At 39.7% G+C, this 19,262-nt stretch carries 16 protein-coding genes and 2 pseudogenes; 10 read left to right on the top strand and 8 right to left on the bottom strand.

Annotated features, from left to right (window positions below; genetic code table 11):
• Positions 1–146 precede the first annotated feature (146 nt).
• Positions 147–251, top strand: a pseudogene (locus N9I19_RS25285) (GNAT family N-acetyltransferase); the annotation flags it as partial.
• A gap of 241 nt (positions 252–492) precedes the next feature.
• Here the strand turns inward: N9I19_RS25285 and N9I19_RS18170 are convergent.
• Positions 493–948 (bottom strand): annotated as a pseudogene (locus N9I19_RS18170) (hypothetical protein); the annotation flags it as partial.
• Between the two features lie 858 nt (positions 949–1,806).
• Here N9I19_RS18170 and N9I19_RS18175 point away from each other — a divergent pair.
• The 6 genes from N9I19_RS18175 (at position 1,807) to N9I19_RS18200 (ending at position 7,342) form a co-directional block, all read left to right on the top strand.
• Positions 1,807–2,217, top strand: coding sequence for a hypothetical protein (locus N9I19_RS18175; protein ID WP_317778585.1), 411 nt, complete (start codon positions 1,807–1,809; stop codon positions 2,215–2,217).
• 310 nt (positions 2,218–2,527) lie between these two features.
• Positions 2,528–3,592, top strand: a complete 1,065-nt coding sequence (locus N9I19_RS18180) for a C45 family autoproteolytic acyltransferase/hydrolase (RefSeq protein WP_317778586.1) — start codon at positions 2,528–2,530, stop codon at positions 3,590–3,592.
• Between the two features lie 236 nt (positions 3,593–3,828).
• A complete protein-coding gene (locus N9I19_RS18185) occupies positions 3,829–4,119 on the top strand; it encodes a DUF3817 domain-containing protein (RefSeq protein ID WP_061461686.1) in 291 nt (96 codons plus the stop codon).
• A gap of 190 nt (positions 4,120–4,309) precedes the next feature.
• Entirely contained in the window at positions 4,310–5,077 is a 768-nt protein-coding gene (locus N9I19_RS18190) for an ABC transporter ATP-binding protein (RefSeq protein WP_061461687.1), read from the top strand.
• Positions 5,064–6,983, top strand: coding sequence for an ABC transporter permease (locus N9I19_RS18195; RefSeq protein ID WP_317778587.1), 1,920 nt, complete (start codon positions 5,064–5,066; stop codon positions 6,981–6,983). The genes N9I19_RS18190 and N9I19_RS18195 overlap by 14 nt, the downstream gene beginning before the upstream one ends.
• 5 nt (positions 6,984–6,988) lie before the next feature.
• On the top strand, positions 6,989–7,342 hold the full coding sequence (locus tag N9I19_RS18200; RefSeq protein ID WP_317778588.1) for a YxeA family protein: 354 nt from the start codon (positions 6,989–6,991) through the stop codon (positions 7,340–7,342).
• A gap of 59 nt (positions 7,343–7,401) precedes the next feature.
• Here the strand turns inward: N9I19_RS18200 and N9I19_RS18205 are convergent, their stop codons facing one another.
• Complete coding sequence (locus N9I19_RS18205) at positions 7,402–8,802, bottom strand: sensor histidine kinase (protein WP_317778589.1); 1,401 nt, start codon at positions 8,800–8,802, stop codon at positions 7,402–7,404.
• A gap of 6 nt (positions 8,803–8,808) precedes the next feature.
• Positions 8,809–9,510, bottom strand: coding sequence for a response regulator transcription factor (locus tag N9I19_RS18210; protein WP_061461691.1), 702 nt, complete (start codon positions 9,508–9,510; stop codon positions 8,809–8,811).
• Positions 9,511–9,909: 399 nt separating this feature from the next.
• Here N9I19_RS18210 and N9I19_RS18215 point away from each other — a divergent pair, with 399 nt between their 5' ends.
• On the top strand, positions 9,910–11,085 hold the full coding sequence (locus tag N9I19_RS18215; protein ID WP_317778590.1) for an MFS transporter: 1,176 nt from the start codon (positions 9,910–9,912) through the stop codon (positions 11,083–11,085).
• A gap of 77 nt (positions 11,086–11,162) precedes the next feature.
• On the opposite strand, the gene N9I19_RS18220 is transcribed toward N9I19_RS18215, so the two are convergent.
• The 5 genes from N9I19_RS18220 to N9I19_RS18240 form a co-directional block, all read right to left on the bottom strand.
• The gene (locus N9I19_RS18220; protein WP_317778591.1) at positions 11,163–11,900 is read right to left on the bottom strand and encodes an amino acid ABC transporter ATP-binding protein; all 738 of its coding nucleotides are present in this window, start codon (positions 11,898–11,900) and stop codon (positions 11,163–11,165) included.
• Positions 11,901–11,929: 29 nt separating this feature from the next.
• Positions 11,930–12,634 carry an amino acid ABC transporter permease gene (locus tag N9I19_RS18225; RefSeq protein WP_061461694.1) on the bottom strand — a complete coding sequence of 235 codons (705 nt, stop codon included), beginning with the start codon at positions 12,632–12,634 and terminating at the stop codon, positions 11,930–11,932.
• Positions 12,618–13,442 (bottom strand): amino acid ABC transporter substrate-binding protein, encoded by an 825-nt coding sequence (locus N9I19_RS18230; protein ID WP_317778592.1) that lies wholly within the window; start codon positions 13,440–13,442, stop codon positions 12,618–12,620. The genes N9I19_RS18225 and N9I19_RS18230 overlap by 17 nt, the downstream gene beginning before the upstream one ends.
• A 335-nt stretch (positions 13,443–13,777) precedes the next feature.
• Entirely contained in the window at positions 13,778–15,364 is a 1,587-nt protein-coding gene (locus N9I19_RS18235; protein WP_317778593.1) for an S-layer protein, read from the bottom strand.
• 240 nt (positions 15,365–15,604) lie between these two features.
• A complete protein-coding gene (locus N9I19_RS18240; protein ID WP_317778594.1) occupies positions 15,605–16,189 on the bottom strand; it encodes a YjgB family protein in 585 nt (194 codons plus the stop codon).
• A 333-nt stretch (positions 16,190–16,522) separates the two neighbouring features.
• On the opposite strand from N9I19_RS18240, the gene N9I19_RS18245 reads away from it, so the two are divergent.
• Positions 16,523–18,241, top strand: coding sequence for an ABC transporter substrate-binding protein (locus N9I19_RS18245; protein ID WP_317778595.1), 1,719 nt, complete (start codon positions 16,523–16,525; stop codon positions 18,239–18,241).
• A 53-nt stretch (positions 18,242–18,294) separates the two neighbouring features.
• On the top strand, positions 18,295–19,251 hold the full coding sequence (locus tag N9I19_RS18250; RefSeq protein ID WP_317778596.1) for an ABC transporter permease: 957 nt from the start codon (positions 18,295–18,297) through the stop codon (positions 19,249–19,251).
• Positions 19,252–19,262: the final 11 nt, after the last annotated feature.

Raw genomic sequence — 19,262 nt, forward strand, 5'->3', positions numbered from 1 at the left:
TAACTTTCTTAAACATTCATTGAGACGACAAAGAAAAATATTTCGGTTACTGGATTCTTCATAAAGGGAAAGTAATTATAATGTACTTCAATTTTTTCTTCACTTCAATTCTCAGAAAGTGATATTGAAACTCACGAGATTATAGGGGAAAAGGATTTGCACCTACTTATGCAAAAACATTTATAGATCACTGGCTCGAAAATGATATAATGCCACGCTGGGATTGTGACATATTAAATAAGTCTCTATAAAACTGGCTGGAAAATTAGGATTTGGAGATCCTGTAATATATTCAATACATATTATTAAATGTTGCTTTTAGTTTTTCATACCAATCAGGTAAGTCCGTTGTGCTTAGTGTGCGTTCTGAGAGACGTTCATCCTTTTGAAACCCTTTTCAGTTTTTGTATTTGACTGTGCTCGTATAAGTTTTTGCTTAGGCATCCATTGGTTACTATCAATGAGGTTATTAACAATTATTAAGACTCCTTTGATGGCGCTAAGCACGCCTAACGCAGGTAAACCAGCACGTAATGCAACGGGAAGCAGGACCGCCCCAAGTAAGGCAACGGCCGGTGATGGCCAGAAAAACCAGGATATGATCATCATGACGATCCCGATAATCCAAAAGGCAAGTGTAGGATTTTTAATGAATTTCGCAAATGGTGCGATCATGACATCGTTAATGCCGGACTTCGTTAAAACCGTGCTCATGGCGACTATGATTGAAATGATTAATATCGTGGGCATTAATTCCGTGATTGCAAAAATGAAACTGTTGAATATCCCGCTTATGGATGAGGCTAAACTGCCTGTAGCCACTAAAGCCAAAAGAAAAATTCCAATTATGCAGATGAGGGAAGTATCACGACGTTTTACCATAAACCCGATTATCAATGCAATAAATACAACATAAATCCAATGGAGTGCCGTTAATTCCAACTCCATGATCCGTCCCCCCTCATAATATGCCTAGTTACAGATTATGAGGGAGGTATGGGGGGGTGAGTTGTTTCATAAATTTAAAGGCTTATTTACTTTATTTTCACTTATGATGTAAAGTGCCTAGCTCAAGAAGCAACAACCTGATTATTTGGCCAGAGTATTTTTTCTTGTGTAATCTGATTATAAAGAGGATACCAAACCTTCGAACAGGGAAATGAAAAAGTCAGGTCCACCTCAAAAAACGTAAAAATCGTTATAAATAATGTCTTGTTACGAATGGGTTTTATGGTATTGAAACAAAATCAGCACTTATTAAAGCTCTAAAACAGAACTTAATAAGGAGTCAAAAAAAACCTTGATGTGTATGGAAAATGGGGCAAGACTAAGGCTGCAATTGTCACTGTCAAATAAGGTCCAATAGGAAATCTCACCTGGATTCTACAGGAACTATATTCGAAGGATATAATCCTCTAATACTTGATTGCTCTTCGGGATAGCTGCCGAGTCGGGATGATATAAATTCAAGAAGTCTAAAAAGACTAAATTGTTTGCTGCATAAAAAAGAGGATGAATTATAAATGGATTTGATTGGCGACAAATATATTATTATTCTCCCCCAAAAGTGGTAATCCTCCCCATTGTAAAAGTCTTCTCTTAATTGAGAAGCCTTTTTTTATCTGTAATGCAATTATACTGAAATAGTGAATTGGTATTAGCCTTTGATAAGGTTTTTAAATCTATTTACCACATGTATTGAACAATTTAATAAAGGGCCTTTTTTTAAAGGTTAATTTTCAATGCGGAGGGATTTCTTATGGATAATAATACTAAAAAAAGATTGAATCAGAAGTTAAAAAAACGGTGGATGTTGAGATTGCTCAAGAGTTAAGTGATTTTAGAACTCAATTGAATCATCTTCAAAATTCACTATCAAATAGCGGGCAAAATTCAGGGCAACAAAATCAACAGCAAAATCAACAACAAAATCAATTAATGGAACAAATCCAGCAATTTGCTAGCCAAGCACAAAACCAACTGCAACAAACTGATCAACAATTACAACAGTCCATTCAACAAGCAATCCAATCTTTAAACCAATGTCTTCAATATGCACAAACAACTCAAGCGCTTAACCAGATCAATCAAGTAGTAGGTCAAGCACAACAGCAATTTAACCAATTGGGTCAACAGCAAGGTCAACAACAAGGTCAACAACAAATGAGCAATCAGCAATATGGCCAAATGGGACAACAACAAAACCATTTACAATAATTTTACCTAATTCAATCTATTTGAGAATCCAGTACTATATTGGATTCTCTTTATTTATGTATTTAATTTTTAACCGGGTATTCCTTGTCTTATACGACGTTTTACTATAAACCGGATTATCAATGCAATCCAATGGAGTGCCGGTATTTTCATCCCCATGATCCGTCCCCCCTTATAGATATGTCTAGTTATAGAGGGAGGTATGGGGTGGTGAGTTGATTCATAAATTTAAGGCTTATCTTCTTTATTTTCAACAATACTTCAAGTATCCTTAATTTGAATAGCAACTATTGTAAATGAGGGATAAGCCGTGAAGCAAATATATAGTGATGTCATACAATTTCGGGGTACACATTATGGGTTTGGGTACATGCAAGGGGAGGAATTAAAAGATTCACTTACGGTGAAAAATCGTGAAGATCAGTGGAAGATTAGGCAGCCGCGGTTTACGGTTGAGGAAGAAGAGGTCAAGAACGCAATTACACAATTCGCCCCTGGAGTTTGGGAAGAATTACTGGGGTTGCAAGAAGCGTTGAAATGGCCAATTGACCGCGTGCTGCAAGAGTTCGGTGGATATCGATTGGATTATGTTCGGTCGGGCTGCTCCATCATGACTGGCGATGATTATCTGATTCGCAATTATGATTACCACCCAAAGACCTATGAAGGACGCTATGTTTTATTCCAGCCAACCGATCAAGGGTATTCAAGCATAGGCCCGAGTCAGCGAGGGACTGGCCGAATGGATGGAATGAATGAAAAAGGTTTGGTGATAGGCTATAATTTCATGAATCGCAAGAACCCTGGTGATGGTTTCATTTGCTGCATGATTGGCAGACTGATTGTTGAATCTTGTGCGAACGTACAGGAAGCTGTCGCGATGTTGAAGGAAATCCCGCATCGTCATTCCTTCACTTACGTCGTCTATGATAAAAGCGGAAGTACCTATATCGTGGAAACCTCTCCGAGAAATGTAGAGGTGTGCACGTCAAATGCCTGTACCAATCACTTTGAAATCATGAAAAATGAGAACCGTAATCATCTTATCGATTCGAAACGCCGAATGGAGATCATCCAAGATCATGAAGGGAGACTTTCATCTGCCTACGATGCTTACAGGTTGTTTAATGATACCAATCGAGGTGTCTTCTCGGATTTATATAGCAGCTGGGCAGGAACGATTCATACATCCGCTTATTTACCTAAGGAGATGAAAGCTTGGATTGCCTTGGGAGGGAACCAGGAGCCGACTTCAATAGATTTTGCGAAATGGCTTGAAGGGGAAGATGTTGAGTTAGAACGAATCAAAGGTGTAATTGATACGGATATCCCCTTCGTACATATGGATGAGGGAGCGAATTGGTTTCGGAATTGAACGTTCTTGAACCCTTTAAGTAAATTTCAATTACGTTGAATAAGTAAAAGTATTTAAAAGGCCCGATCCTTGGATTGGGCTTTTGCTGTTCTATTTTTAGGCAAACGGATCCTGGAACTTTTTATTTGGGGATCTGCCAGTAATATAATATGATAGAGGAACATATTTTGGATGGGGCACAAGTTGCTGGAAGTCTGTTTGTGCCATACTTGTACAATGAATAAGGGGATGTGCGAATGTTTTCTACAGCTATTGGATGGTTTCGGTTTATTACAATAATTGAGGGAATCTCATATGTTCTATTGCTTGCTATTGGTATGCCCATTAAGTACTTATTGGATATTGGGGAAGCAACACTCATTTTAGGAAGCATCCATGGTTTCTTATTTGTCGTGTTTGGGCTATTACTGCTCTATGTGAGCATCAAATCAAAATGGTCCTTTTTTAAAATGGCGATGATCTTCATCGTTTCATTCATCCCATTTGGGAATTTCGTAATCGACCGCAGGATATTGAAGCAAAGTTAAATGATAAAGAACCTGATTTCGTATTTACTCAGTACTTTTACTTTTGACAAATCCATAAAAAACGTCTTCCTATTTAATTGGAAGGCGTTTTTTTTTTATAGATTTAAGCTTGCTGTAAGGTTGGCATAATTATGCTGTAAGGATGAGCATGTAAAGTATAAGTATCAACAATATTGAAGAGGTGAAATACATGGAACCATTATTAAAAGTAGAAAATATAAAAAAAACTTATGGTAAATCAAGCGCTTCCTACACAGCGTTAGAAAATATATCTTTTGACATTCATGAAGGAGAGTTTGTAGGTATCATGGGACCTTCTGGAGCGGGGAAATCGACTTTGCTTAATATGTTAGCAACTATTGACTCGCCAACAGAAGGGAAAATATATATGAATGATACGAGCATTCACGATATGTCGGGAGCCGAATTAACGGATTTCAGGCGTGATAACCTTGGTTTTATCTTCCAAGACTACAATTTGCTCGATTCATTGACTGTGAAGGAAAATATATTATTACCACTGGCGATTGCGAAAATTCCAGCGAAAGAAATTACTATCTTAGTGAATCGGATTGCTAAAGTATTTGGAATTGAAGGTTTACTAGCTAAATATCCATACCAAATCTCCGGTGGTCAAAAGCAAAGAACAGCTGCAGCCAGGGCGCTTGTGACAGAGCCAGCATTGATCCTTGCAGATGAGCCAACGGGTGCGCTTGACTCAAAATCGGCGACAGGCCTGCTGGAAAGCTTAAGTGAATTGAATGAAAATAATAATTCCACCATCATGTTGGTGACACATGATGCATATGCCGCAAGCTTCTGCCGGCGGATTATTTTCATCAAGGATGGTACGCTTTCAACAGAAATTTATCGTCGTGGCCGAACACGTAAAGCTTTCTTCCAAGAGATTTTGGATGTCCTTGCAACAATTGGAGGTGAGGTAGATGACGTTATTTAGTCTAGCGAGAAAAAATATTGCACGAAACCTCTCCCAATATTTTTTATATATCGCATCCATGGTTTTTAGCATTATCATATACTTCACATTTGTAACATTAAAATATAGCGACACGATTGCAGAACAAACGGCTTCATCACAAAAATTAGGTTCATTGATGAGTGGTGCGGCAGTCATCCTGATTTTCTTCGTTGCCATTTTTATTGCCTATTCAAATTCATTCTTTATGAAAAAACGTAAAAAAGAAGTGGCATTATATGCATTGCTTGGCGTACGTAATCGTCAAATAGGGTTTATGCTCTTCTTTGAAAACTTATTACTAGGTTTGGTTTCATTAGTTGTGGGGATTTTACTTGGATTCCTTTGTTCAAAAGGATTCATGACGATTTTGATTTATTTAATGGGTTATGATGTCATAGCACCATTTACATTTTCGGGATCTGCAGCTTGGAACACCTCTATCGTATTTCTTATTATTTTCTTGGTGACATCATTCCAGGGCTATCGTTTAATATATCAATTTAAACTAATTGATCTCTTCCATGCATCTAAAAAAGGGGAAGCGGCTCCGAAGCCATCAATGATTGTAGCCATTTTGGGAGTTTCCCTGATGGTCATTGGTTATTGGTTGGCGATGCAAGACCTTTTTACTTCTAAAGTGTGGGAAAAAGCCGGCTTTTTAATGACGGCACTCACTATTTTGACAACAGTAATTGCCGGTACGTTTTTATTGTTTCATAGCGTGACAGGCTTTGTGTTGGCCATGATTAAGAAAAATGAAAAATGGCTATGGAAAGGCCTTCATTTAATGACGATTTCGCAACTGCTATATCGCATTCGGGGCAATGCACGTACATTGACCGTAATTGCAGTGTTAAGTGCTACAACGGTAACGGCTGGCGGTGCGGTTTATGGTCTTTATTACAACGCAAATGACCAAGTTATGACCGTTGATCCGAATACCTTCATGTATCAGCAAACGGATGAAAAAATCGATCAACAAGTCAGCGCTGTATTGCCAGATACCATGTACGATAAAAATATCGTAGCACTATCTGTCCCATTTAATACGAAAGAATTAAACACGGCATCAGCATTCGATAGCTCGGAAAAAAGAATTTATACAGTTATCGACGAAAAAACATATAACGAATTAGCAGAAGTACAAGGCAAGGAAGCACTGCTTGTGAATGATGACAATGCAGTTATTCTAGATATTGGATATGACAAAAGATTCTCACCTAAATACAAGGACAAGACCATTAAGACAGAAAACAGCAAGGCAATCACATTCCAAAGCTATAAAACACAAACAGTTTTAAATGCCGGAACAGCAGGCATTACAGTGGTTGTATCAAATGATCAATTTAAAGCATTGCAAACAGAAGGCGAACACCTAAATTATCGTGTTATTGGAATGGATCAAGCTTCCACGGATTTATCTGAAAAAATTGCAAAACAAATACCTGAAGAAGCGCTATTTTCTAGTGCACCTAAAGATTTCCAAACAAGCATCGAAGGTGTAGGCTCATTGCTCTTTATCGGAAGTTTTCTGGGTTTGGTTTTTTTAGCTGCTACAGGCAGTATCATTTACTTTAAAGTTCTAACTGAAGCTGAGGAAGATAAATCACAATATAATATGCTTCATAAAATGGGCGTTAACGCAAAAGAAATGAGGAAATCCATTGCCTCACAAGTATTCGTAATCTTTTTCGTTCCACTGGCAGTGGGGTTATTACACAGTGCAATCGCTTTAAAAGCCTTCTCGGGCTTATTGATGATGGACCTAGCAAAACCTGTGTTGATCTGGATGATTGCTTATACGGTTATCTACGGGCTGTATTATATCTTAACGGTAGCTTCCTATAATCGTATTATCACACAAAATAATAAAACAGAAGGATGATCGGAATGAAGAAATTTTTTATGGTAATTGGTATTTTGTTAATACTGGGAGCGGCGGGAGTCTTCGCGCTTACTAAAATAGACTTTAACCGCATGAATGCCGACAATTATTATTTGAAAGTTACAGAGGATGGAGTACAGCATGAAACCAAACTGGATGATGGTTCAGTCATGACTTATTATTCTTATAAACTGGACGCCAAAAATGCAGATGGTGAAACGATACCACTTGAATTCACGGCAACAAAAAATCTTCGAAAAGATGCTTACTTAAAGATGTACGTGAAAAATGGTGATGAAGTTTCGTCATATGATGAAGTGAAATTTGAGGAAATTCCAAAAAAGGCACAAACAAAATAAAATATGAAAGAAGGGTTGTCTGTAAGTAAAGGACAGCCCTTTCTCTGTAAGAAAAATAATTATAAAAGTATAGTAATGGTGGTTCCTTCATTTTCAACGCTAGTCAAATTAAGTTTCCCATTATGAGCAAGAATAATATCTCTTGCAATAGCCATTCCTAAACCAGTCCCATGTGCACTGGCTGTATTCGTACCTCGATAGTATCGTTCAAAAACCTGTTCTATATCTTTAGGGGGAATACCCCGGCCATTATCGGCAATGGTAATTTGGGTATGAAGTTCTGATCGTAGATGAATATCATCAATTTGTATTTTAACAACGACATTTTCTTCGTTATGCACGAGTGCATTGTAGATAAAGTTAAATATAGCCCGCTTCAGTAATTTTTTATCCACTTGATGTGTTGCCTTATCCACATTTGCCTCGAATTCAACCTGGCGATCACCAAATTGTGAATCATTTAAAAGCTCGATCGTCATTTCTCGTATAAACCCAACGATATCTACATCTTCAAATTGAAAAGGGAGTCGTTGATTGCGTAAACGCATCGTTAAATTTAGGTCATCCAACAAATCTTTCATATAAATGGACTGTCTATTAATAATGGATGTATACTCATACAGTTCCTGTGATGTTAAATCAGTGGCGTTATCCTTCATCAATTCTGTATAACCATGGATTGAAGCGAGTGGTGTCTTCATGTCATGAGAAACATTGCTAATCCATTCCTCACGCATTTTGTCGAGTTGATCACGTTCTTTCTCATATTGATCTAACTTTACCGATAGTTCATTCATATTGCGAAACACATCTTCATAAACACCTTTTGGTATGCTCATCCTTTTAAAGCGCTTCTCCCGGAGCTGCTGAATTCCTTCTATTAATATGTTAAGCGGACTCGTTAACCTTTTACCAAATAAGAATCCAATGACGATTGCAATAATGATATCCACAATTAAAAACAGTAAAAGGAAGACTTTAAAGTTTTTAAAAACTTTTTCATAATCATAGGTCAGGACATAGCGACCTATTTTCTGATCCTTAACGCCTACAAAATAGCTGAAATCATGGGCCGCACCTGCAAAAACAGTCGTCTCTGCATCAACTTCTTTATACTTATACATTTGGACGATTTCAACAGGTGAATACATGGTTTGCAATTTTGGAGGAGTATAAAAGGCAGCCACTTGCTCACCCTTATTATTCAAAAGTTGTATCCAGGCGTTATTCTCCTGCAGTTTTTCTAGTCCTTCTTCATTTACAATTGGTTTGTTATCTTTTAGTTCTACATATTGTGAAAATGTTCTGCTAAAGTTTTCTGCAGATGCTTCTTCAGTCCCGAAATTATGCATGGCCCGATAAAAGAGTAAGCTTAAAAGTAAAATTGTATTTACAATCCCTACGATTACAACTATTGCCACAACGGATACTAAAAAGCGCCGTGTCAATTTCCACTTCATCTTGTTTCACCCCTTGGTTTGTAATTTATAACCAAGCCCTTTAACGGTTATTAAAAACGAAGGTTTTGAAGGATCTGCCTCGATTTTTTCGCGTAGACGGCGAATATGTACCATCACTGTATTATCAGAGCCAAAGAAATCATCGCCCCACACATGTTCAAACAAAGTTTCCTTGCTTAAGATCTGATTCGGGTGATGCATAAAACAGCTCATCAGACCGATTTCTTTGGCTGTGAGCTCAATCGTATTGCCATCCTTTTTCACTTCATTTTCATTTGCACTAAGCTCAAAAGGACCAACTTGCAAATTTTTCGGAACAGCTTTTTCATCCGAAAAGCCAGCACGCCTCAAATGTGCCTTTATTCGATAAGCAACCTCTTTCGGACTGAATGGTTTGGTGATATAATCATCCCCGCCAATCGCCAACCCTAAAAGCTTATCAATTTCCTCATCCTTTGCCGACAAAAATAAAACGGGAACATTCGACACTTCACGAATTTGCTTGCATAAATCATAGCCTTCACCATCTGGCAGCATAATATCTAGCAGCACAAGTGCAGGATTGATCTCCTGAAACTTTGACCAGCCATCCGCAACCGTTCCAGCCGTAACAATATTCGGGATACCTTCTTTATGTAAAACCGTCTCCATGAGACGTGCCAAATCATCTTCATCGTCAATAATTAAAATCCACTGATCATTAGACATTCTTCTACCTCCCATACTTCAATCATACCCTACAGTATAGTGTACCCCATAGGAAAAAATAAGGGGGAAGGGATAGATATTTCTCGAATAATTGGTGACATTGGCATCCGTCATAATTTTTTCAAAACGTTATGGATAAGAGCACGTAAGTTTCGCTAAATGAAAATGTACTTTCAAGATCAGGACCCGTATGCCTGATTTTTAGTTTAGGGGGGTTCCTTTCATTTGGGGAGAAAGAAGATCGTGCTTCATACTGATTTGGTAAAGGTTGTGTGATAAACTGTTTAAAGTATTGCTAGGAAGATTATGCTAAGTAATATGATTCGCTGCTGTTCTTTTGACCCAAATCATTCTATAAAAGTTATTAGCGAATGTGGAAGAATAAAAGGAGAAAAAATAATGGAAACAAAAAAGGTGTTACCCGTTCTTTTTTTAGTGATGTTTTTAGTCATGATCGGATTTGGGATCATCATTCCCGTCATTCCGTTCCTTGCTGAAAAGGTTGGCGGCAGTCCTACTGAGCTTGGTCTTTTAATGGCTGTTTATTCATTAATGCAATTATTTTTTGCTCCGATGTGGGGACGTATATCTGACCGGATAGGACGTAAGCCTGTCATGATAATCGGGATTGCTGGATTGGCCCTTTCGTTTTTCATCACGGCTTCGGCAGATTCCTTATGGGTATTATTTGTAGCCAGGATCATTGGCGGGATTTTGTCTTCGGCAAACATGCCAACCGCAATGGCGTATGTGGCTGATATCACGACGCCGGAAGATCGAGGAAAAGGGATGGGAATCATCGGTGCGGCTACAGGGCTTGGATTCATCTTTGGTCCGGCGATTGGCGGGGTATTCTCCAAATCAAGTTTGAATTTACCGTTTTACATTGCTGGAATTTCTTCTTTGATTACTTTATTTTTAGTAATTGCGATTCTGAAGGAATCACATACGGTTGAAAAGAGGGCCCAACAGTCTAAAAATGAAGAGTCCATGTGGAAAGCCTTTAAAGGGCCTCTTACAACCATGTTCTTTCTGCAATTGATCGTCACCCTTTCAATGGCAGGACTCGAAACGACTTTTGCCTATTTCGCAGCCAAAAAGGCTGATATAAGTCTTGTCCAATTAGGCTATATCTTCATGATCATGGGGTTTGGCAGTGCGATCGTTCAAGGTGGATTAGTAGGTAGGTTGACAAAGAAATATGGGGAAGGCGCGGTCATACGAATGGGAATCATCGTATCGGCAGTTGGTTTCATTCTGATCCTGTTTTCTTCAGGTTTTTGGACATCGGCGGTTTTCCTGACGATTTTCGGAGTGGGTAATGGGTTCATCCGGCCGGCAATTTCGGCACTGCTGACCAAAAGTTCCATGACGGGCCATGGCAGTGTCACTGGACTGCTATCTTCCTTCGACTCGTTCGGCAGGATTGCAGGTCCTCCGATAGGCGGTTGGTTATTTTCGATTTCGATAGATTTACCATTTATATCGGGCGCGATCCTTTCCGTTTTTGCTTTGATTCTTTTTCAGGTATATCATGCAAGGACACAGACTAAACAGGTCCAAGTATCTCATTAATTTGATGATGGGCAAAAAAACCCCCATTTCTAAAAATGGGGGGTGGCTGCGAGCGGTGCTTGAAAAAGCACCGTTTTTTATTGAATCATATTAAGGAATTTACGTGTACGCGCTTCTTTAGGGTTTGTGAAAATCTGTTCGGGTGTTCCCCGTTCCATTATTTTTCCTTCATCCATGAAAATGACCTCGTCGGCGACCTCACGGGCAAAACGCATTTCATGGGTTACCACGATCATTGTCATGCCTTCTTCTTTTGCCAGGTCTTTCATGACCTGTAACACGTCTCCAACTAGTTCGGGGTCAAGAGCGGAGGTGGGTTCATCGAATAGCATGACCTTCGGCTCCATGGCCAGGGCCCTTGCAATTCCGACTCGTTGCTGCTGTCCGCCGGACAACTGAAAAGGATAAAAATCGATTTTTTCACCTAAGCCCACTTTTGTAAGCAGGGCAGCAGCCGTTTCTTTCGCTTGATGTTTGGCTATGTTTTTTACAATGATGGGGCCTTCCATAACATTTTCCACTGCTGTTTTGTGGGGGAAGAGGTTATAACTTTGGAAAACCATCCCAGTCAAACTTCGAAAAGATGTAATCGATTTTTTTCTAAAGGGTTTTTTGAAGTCCATTACGCTTTGATCGATTTCAATCGTCCCGTCCGTTGGCACCTCAAGGAGATTCAAACACCGAAGAAAGGTTGTTTTACCTGAACCCGAAGGACCGATCAATACAATGACTTTACCCTGCTCCACTTCCAAATCAATGCCCTTTAATACTTCAAGGTCACCAAACGATTTATGAAGATTCTTAATGTTGATCATTTTAAAATCTCCTTTAACTACTGCGGTTCTTATTTTGCTACATAACGATTAAGTCTGTCCTCTAAACTTCCTTGAATGAAAGATAAAATAGTACACAAAATCCAATATAAAGCAGCTGCTTCCATGTATAATAGTAAAAATTCATAGTTTTTTGCAGCAATTTCTTGAGCTTTACGGAATAATTCCGTTACAAGAATGAGTGATGCAAGCGATGTATCTTTTAAAAGGCTAATGAACGTGTTGGATAATGGGGGAATGGATACACGTGCTGCTTGCGGCAAAATGATGCGCTTTAAAGCTTGGGTATATGTCATCCCGATTGAATAGCCTGCTTCCCATTGTCCTTTTGGTATGGATAAAATGGCTGCTCGTATAATTTCCGAAGCGTATGCTCCCACATTTAAAGAGAATCCTATAATAGCCGATATGAAAGGATTAATGGTTACACCTAAATTTGGAAGTCCATAGAAAATGATAAATAATTGCACAAGTAAAGGTGTCCCGCGGATGATTGACACATATACACGCGCAATTATTTGAAAGATTTTAATGGAAGATAGTCTAGCCAATGCTGTGAGTACAGCGAGAATAAGTCCGAGAACGAATGTGATCAATGTTAGTGGAATCGTATATTTAATAGCTCCCTCTATCATCGGATAGAGGGAGGTTTGAGCGATGGAAACAAGCTGGTTCATACGCTCAGGGTCACTGAAAATATTACTTAGGAGAAACATCTTCACCAAACCATTTATCTGAGATTTTTGCGTACGTGCCGTCGTCTTTCATGGCTTTAAGTGCTTTGTTTACTTCTTCCACTAATTTGTCGCTGTCTTTTCTGAACATTAAACCACTGGCAACTCCGCTTTTTTCCTCATCAGCCACTTTGATAGGTGCATCCGGGTGTTGCTTTTTATAATCAAGGTACGACAATTTATCATTGATCGTTGCATCTACACGTTTAGAAACGATAAGCTGTACAGACTGGGAAAATCCTTCTATACCGGTAACCTTTGCACCATGTGATTTGGCTATTTCATTGTAGTTACTCGTTAAAGATTGAGCAGAAGTCTTACCTTTCAAGTCATCGAATGATTTAATATCCGAATTATCTTTGTGAACAAGTAAAACGGCTCCTGATTGAATATATGGGTCAGAGAAATCATATTTCTTTTGACGGTCTTTATCGATGCCCACTTGGTTTGCGATCATATCAAAACGTTTGGCATCCAATCCTGCAAACATGCCGTCCCATTGTGTCTCCTTGAAATCAGCTTTCACTCCAAGGCGTTTTGCGACTTCTTTAGAGATTTCAACATCAAACCCCGTTAATTTGCCTGAATCATCGTGGAATGTGAAAGGAGGGTATGTACCTTCTGTTCCGACGGTTAATACGCCATCTTTTTTGACTTTATCATATAGACTTTCTTGTGAAGAAGACTTATTGCCGTTATCGTTCGCCTCATTTTTTGTATTTGAACCACATGCAGTAAGTACAAAAGTGAAAGCTAACAATAGCGATAAAAGCGGAACCATTTTTTTCATTTCGGTAAACCTCCTAGTAATCTGATAGGGATTGATACAATGTGATACTAAACAAGAATAGGAAAAAAGTCAATGAAAATAACTTATATGATTAGTGTTAATGAATCTTGGTGAATTATACGGATTTTGATGGATCGGAGTGAAATAATACTAAAAGAAAGAAGTATAATTACCGCTTAATTAATTCGAGGAAGGAACTTAAAGGAAATGAACGGTTCGTTAAGATTTCATATCCTTTCTGTGGGGACAAAAAGACCCTCATCCACGTCTATTATTAGCTAAGTGGAAGAGGGCCTTTTTGGACTGTCCGGAACTATTGAATGGATCTTTTTAACTTAGTGTTTATCATCATGATTTCTTTCCTCTACGCTGATGAAAATTGGGTTCGAATAGAACCAAAGGTCTTTATAGTTACGTTTGTTGATTTCTGAAAAACGTGTTTCGTTATCCTCGTTCTCCGTCTTCGTATCGATTAGCGGTTCACCGTCAATCGTTTCTCCAGAGACATTTGCCCCTAGATTCGTGCCTCGCAAACGGAAATATTGATTCTTATTTGCTTTGACCTTGTAAGTGATGGTATGAAAACCGTCGCCATCGGTTTTCCAGTCTTTACTTGTAAAGCGTTTAACCACTTTTGCCGTATCATTGGTAGCTTTATTATAAGCAGGTGTTCCAGGCACTGCTTTCCCGGTTACTTCCCCCGAAATTAGGTCCACGTGATCCACCTTAACGGGGTCCCCGTTGTTGTTCTTTTCGGGGCTCTTAAATCGGATGGTGATCTTGACCATCTGTCCTTCCTTCACTTTAAGTTCCCCGCCCATATCCACCTTGTTGTTTCCGTTTTTAGCTTGGAAATCAAGGGCATCGATCAAGTCACCGAAAACGGAGAAGGATTTCCCTGATCGCATGCCGTCAAGGACGGATTGCATCGTTGAACCTTTCACCCAAGTATAATTCTTGGAATATTCGCCAGGCCAGTAGCCGCTGGAGTAAAGTCGGTTTTGACTGATTTCGAAATGAGAGTCCGAATTGGAAAAGGTCCAGAACTGACGACCTTCACCAAGCAGCGCATCCCATGCACCACCTACCTTAGCAAGCATGTAATCGGAACCGCCATAGGTCCTGTTTTCGGGCGTTGTCAGGTTTAAGCCACCTCTGTCTGGCTCCATCTGGTTACCCGGCATCCCTTCAAATCCAAACATGACATCCGGCGCGATATTGTTAAAGTCGCGGAAATCAGATATGTTGTACACCTTTTTTCTTGATGGATGGTTCAAAATGGCATAACTTGTATGCTTATAATTCTTCTCAAGCCATGCCAAGGCTGTTCGAGCATCCTTGGGTGTCTTATTGGCCCTTTGATCTTGGGCTTTCCAGACGGCTACATCCTTAGAATCAAACATCTTTTCATCCTGGTTGGTGAAGAGATATTCGAACTGATTGCCAGCTTTCAGACTTATAGGTGATCCCGGCTGGTCTCCCAAAATTCCTATGCCGACATGCTCGTAAGTGGGCATGTCCCATTCGAAGCCTGAAAACATGACTTTATTTTTATATTTGCCCTCTTTTTGCAGTTGTTCCATTTTCGGGGCTTGATATTGAATGATCCCTTGGGACAGCGGTATCGGCCCGCCGGGAATCAAATGTCCCTCATCATCCCTTGAAGACATCCTCAAGTGGTCGGAAGTTCCCATCCAATCCATGCCATACTTATCAAATGCGTCATTCAGCAAGCTTTCAAGGCTCTGTGATCCCTCGGTATCATCGGACTGAGTGGTATGGGCATGATATTCACCCTTCATCCATCTGCCTCCAAGCTGATTGTCTTCTGCATCTTTTGCAGCAACCGCGACCGGAAGACCTTGAGAAAGAATGGCTATGCTTAGAACCGGTACTGTGAATGCCCTTAACTTATTAATCATCGTACCGACACCCTCCATATATGGAAATAATGTTGAACAAGCTAATTTTATTTTATAAATATTAAGAACTCGTTTGGGGGGAGTATGGTTTTTGTAAATAGAATGATCGGTTCTGATTCCATTCTGTATTTTGGACGGTAACAGTGGGTTGGAAGATGAAAGTGAAGGAAGGGGCTTGAAACAAAAAAGGCTGAAGAGAAAATATTCTTTCTCTACAGCCTGCAATGATTGCCGCAGATATTATTTAGTTTCGAGTAAATTGATATGATCTACAGTTTGATCTTCACCGACAATGAATTGTAGTTCATAATTTCCTGTCCTGTAAATGTAGTTGGTTTCATTCGTACTGGAAATATGGCGTATTTCGTCAGCACTGCCGAGTTGTTTTCCTAACACTTTAGGTGTGATGCTTCCTAGATTATGGTCCCGTTCTACATTTGTCCCAAAATATCGGATTTGTGAGATGGTCTTGTCATGGTTATAGGCAAACGCAAATCCTGGGTGCCCCATTTCCGCATGGTAATAGTCAAAATTTTTATCGGTTTTACTTGGTTCAGGGGGGGAACCAAATGTCTCATATACTTCTTTTTGGGTGTTTTCACTAATTTTCAAACCCTTGGCAGTATAAGGCATTTCTCCTGAAAAAGCTTTGTTGTAGATTTCATCTAAGGTGGTAAGAGCATGTTCCTTAGCTATGCCAGAAGTAGAACCCATTGTGGATGCAGCCTCAACCGGTTCTGTTGAAAACGATGCACCTGCCCCTAAAAGAGTACTTGTTAGAATAACTGCGCTAACCATTCTGGCCGCTGGTTTTTTAGATAACATTTCTTATCCCTCCTATATCAGTACTTTTCCACAATTTTCTTACATGAAACATTTTCTTGATGATTAATTTTTCCGTTTACATAGGTTACAGAATAATTTTTGAGATGAATTGTTTTTTACAAAGATTATTACAGAAGTCCATCGCACAAAGCCCTTTCCCCTCTTAATTGTAAGCAAAAGTATTTATTGACAAATTTAACTAGTTTAAGTAAGCTTACAAATAAATCATACAAAACCTGTCAGAATAATATGTTTTAAATTCGTTTGCCGATGTCGCATCAGTAATACATAGTGGCAGGGATTGTGAAAATACAAAAAAATGGGGGTTGGAGTATGAAAAGGGGAATCAGCAGTCTTATTCTCTTGATTGGTTTGCTGTTGCTTTTATCAGCATGTGCGATAAACAGTTCAGGGGATGGTGGATCGAAGGAAAGCGGGCAAAAAACAAACAATGTCTCTGTAGAAAAGACAAAAGAAAAAAGTTATAAAGCAACCGACTTATCTGTTTTACCTGATAAAACCAAAGCAAGAAAAGATACATTCGTTGCCGGCATCTCAGCTCCAGGAGGGGTGTTCCTTCCTTATTTTTATGAAAACGGCTGGGATGGGAACGCAACGACACCCATCTTCTCACCGCTTGTGGACCTTGATAAAGATGGAAAACCAGTCCCTATTCTTGCAGAGAGCTGGGATACTTCTAAAGATCAAATGACCTATACTTTCAATTTGAGGAAAAATGCTAAATTCAGCGATGGTTCTCCTGTGACGGCAGATGATGTCGCGTTTACGCTTACGTTACTCCATGATCCTGCTTACAATGGGTACCAAGACATATCCCTTGCTGCAATTAAAGGAGGGAAAGAGTATAAAGAAGGCAAAGCCAAATCGATAAAAGGCATTAAAGTATTGGATGAACAAAGGATAGAAATTGCGACTGAAAAAGTGAATGCGAAGGCATTATTAATTCTTGGCGGTCAGGTGCTTTCTAAAGCATATTACGGAAAAGACTATGAATACGGTAAGTTAGATTACTTAAAAGAGCTATATTCAAAACCACTTGGTGCGGGACCATATGTATTCTCTAAATATGTACCTGGCCAGGAAATTCGCTATAAAGCCAACGAAAACTATTACAAAGGGAAACCTAAAACGGAAAACCTGATTTACAAAATCATCGATAAAGCCACTTCGCTTCAGCAGTTTGAAACTGGTGAGCTTGATTATGCAGGTTTTCCAGCTGATGATGACACGGTTGGACAATTGGAGAGCTTGAAATTTGCAAATGTGCAAGTGGCCCCCGTGAACGATTATGGGTTGATTTATGTAAATAATACTCGACCGCAATTTAAGGATAGAGAAGTACGCCAGGCACTGCTTTATGGATTGGACCGCCAAAAAATTGTAGATGTACGATTTAAAGGCTTTGGGCAGGTAGCGGATGTTCCCGTTTCCCCGGTTTCCTGGGCTTACAACAATGAAGGCGTTACACAATATGGATTTGATGAAGAGAAAGCAAAAAATCTCCTGGATAAAGCAGGCTGGAAGGTCGGGAAAAACGGTATCCGTGAAAAAGACGGCGTACAATTGAAAATCCGCTATCTGACTGCAGATGCAGAGGATGCCGTTATTCCCATCGCGAAAGAAAATTACTTAGACATCGGCATTAAATTCGAGCCGGAAATAACGGACTTTAATGCCCTTGTATCCAAGCTAACGGCAAAAGACTATGATTTTGCAGCGGTCTCCACATCACAAATCCTCGACCCGAGCGATACAGTGGAAGAGCTTGCAAGCAATAACCCTAATAACTATGCGGGTTACTCAAATCCTAAAGTTGATAAATTGATCCAAGAAGGATTAGGCACTCTTGATATCGATAAACGTAAAGAATTGTATCATGAACTCTATAAAGAATTCACACAGGATCCGCCCTATATCCTCATTCATTACCGCCAGAGTGCAAGAGCGATCAGCGGGCAAATCGAAGGGGTGGTTCCTGACAACTATACTGGCATAGGCTCGAGCTTACCGAATATTTCAATTAAAAAGTAAGTAAAATGCCTGGCGCATAGCTGGGCATTTTATCTGCAAAGGGGGATTACCAGGTGAAACAATATGTGTTGCAGCGATTTATACAAATGATCGTTATTTTGTTCGGAACGTCTTTTATCATTTTCTTTTTATTTGCCATGCTGCCTGGTGATTATATTGATTCCAACTTAAGCCTCACACCCGAAAGGGCTAAAGAACTGAAGGCTTTGTACGGACTGGACCAGCCCATGCTGCAGCGCTATTTCACATGGCTTGGGAATGTGTTTCAAGGGAATCTAGGTTTCTCCTTAAAACATCAGGAAAGTGTAACTTCGCTGCTAAACAAATATGTGTGGAACTCTTTTATAGTGGCACTGCTAGCGTTGTTCCTGACGTGGACCATCGCTCTCCTGACCGGTGTTCTCTCGGCCATAAAGCAATACTCATTGTTGGATGGAATCGTTACATTTTTCGTATTTGCCGCCATGTCCTTCCCGTCATTTTTCATCTGTCTGCTATTCATTAAATGGTTTGGTGTGGATCTTAAAGTCCTCCCGGTCGGCGGTATGATAGATACGGGAAGTAACAGCACTGGCCTTGCCTATATTCTCGAGGTGGGCAAGCATATGATTTTACCGGTAACCATATTAACGCTGCTTAGCATCGGGTCCCTTACCCGTTATTTCCGAACGGGAATGCTTGAGGTGATCAGGCAGGATTATATCCGGACGGCAAGGGCAAAAGGCTTAAAGGAGAGAGTGGTCATATTTAAACATGCACTTAAAAATGCCATCCTTCCAGTCATTACGCTGCTTGCCTTTGAACTGCCGGGACTTTTTTCCGGTGCGATCATCATGGAACAGATCTTCAATTGGCCGGGAGTGGGAAGAATCCAACTTGAATCGGTCAGTTTCCGGGATTATCCTGTCCTGATGGCATTCACTCTGTTTCTTTCCTGCCTTACCATCATCGGCAATTTTCTTGCCGATGTGACGTACGCAGCGGTCGATCCGAGAATCAGGCTGAAATAGGGGGGGATGAA

Source organism: Peribacillus sp. CSMR9 (assembly GCF_033141925.1).
Taxonomy (GTDB): Bacteria; Bacillota; Bacilli; order Bacillales; family DSM-1321; genus Peribacillus; species Peribacillus simplex_A.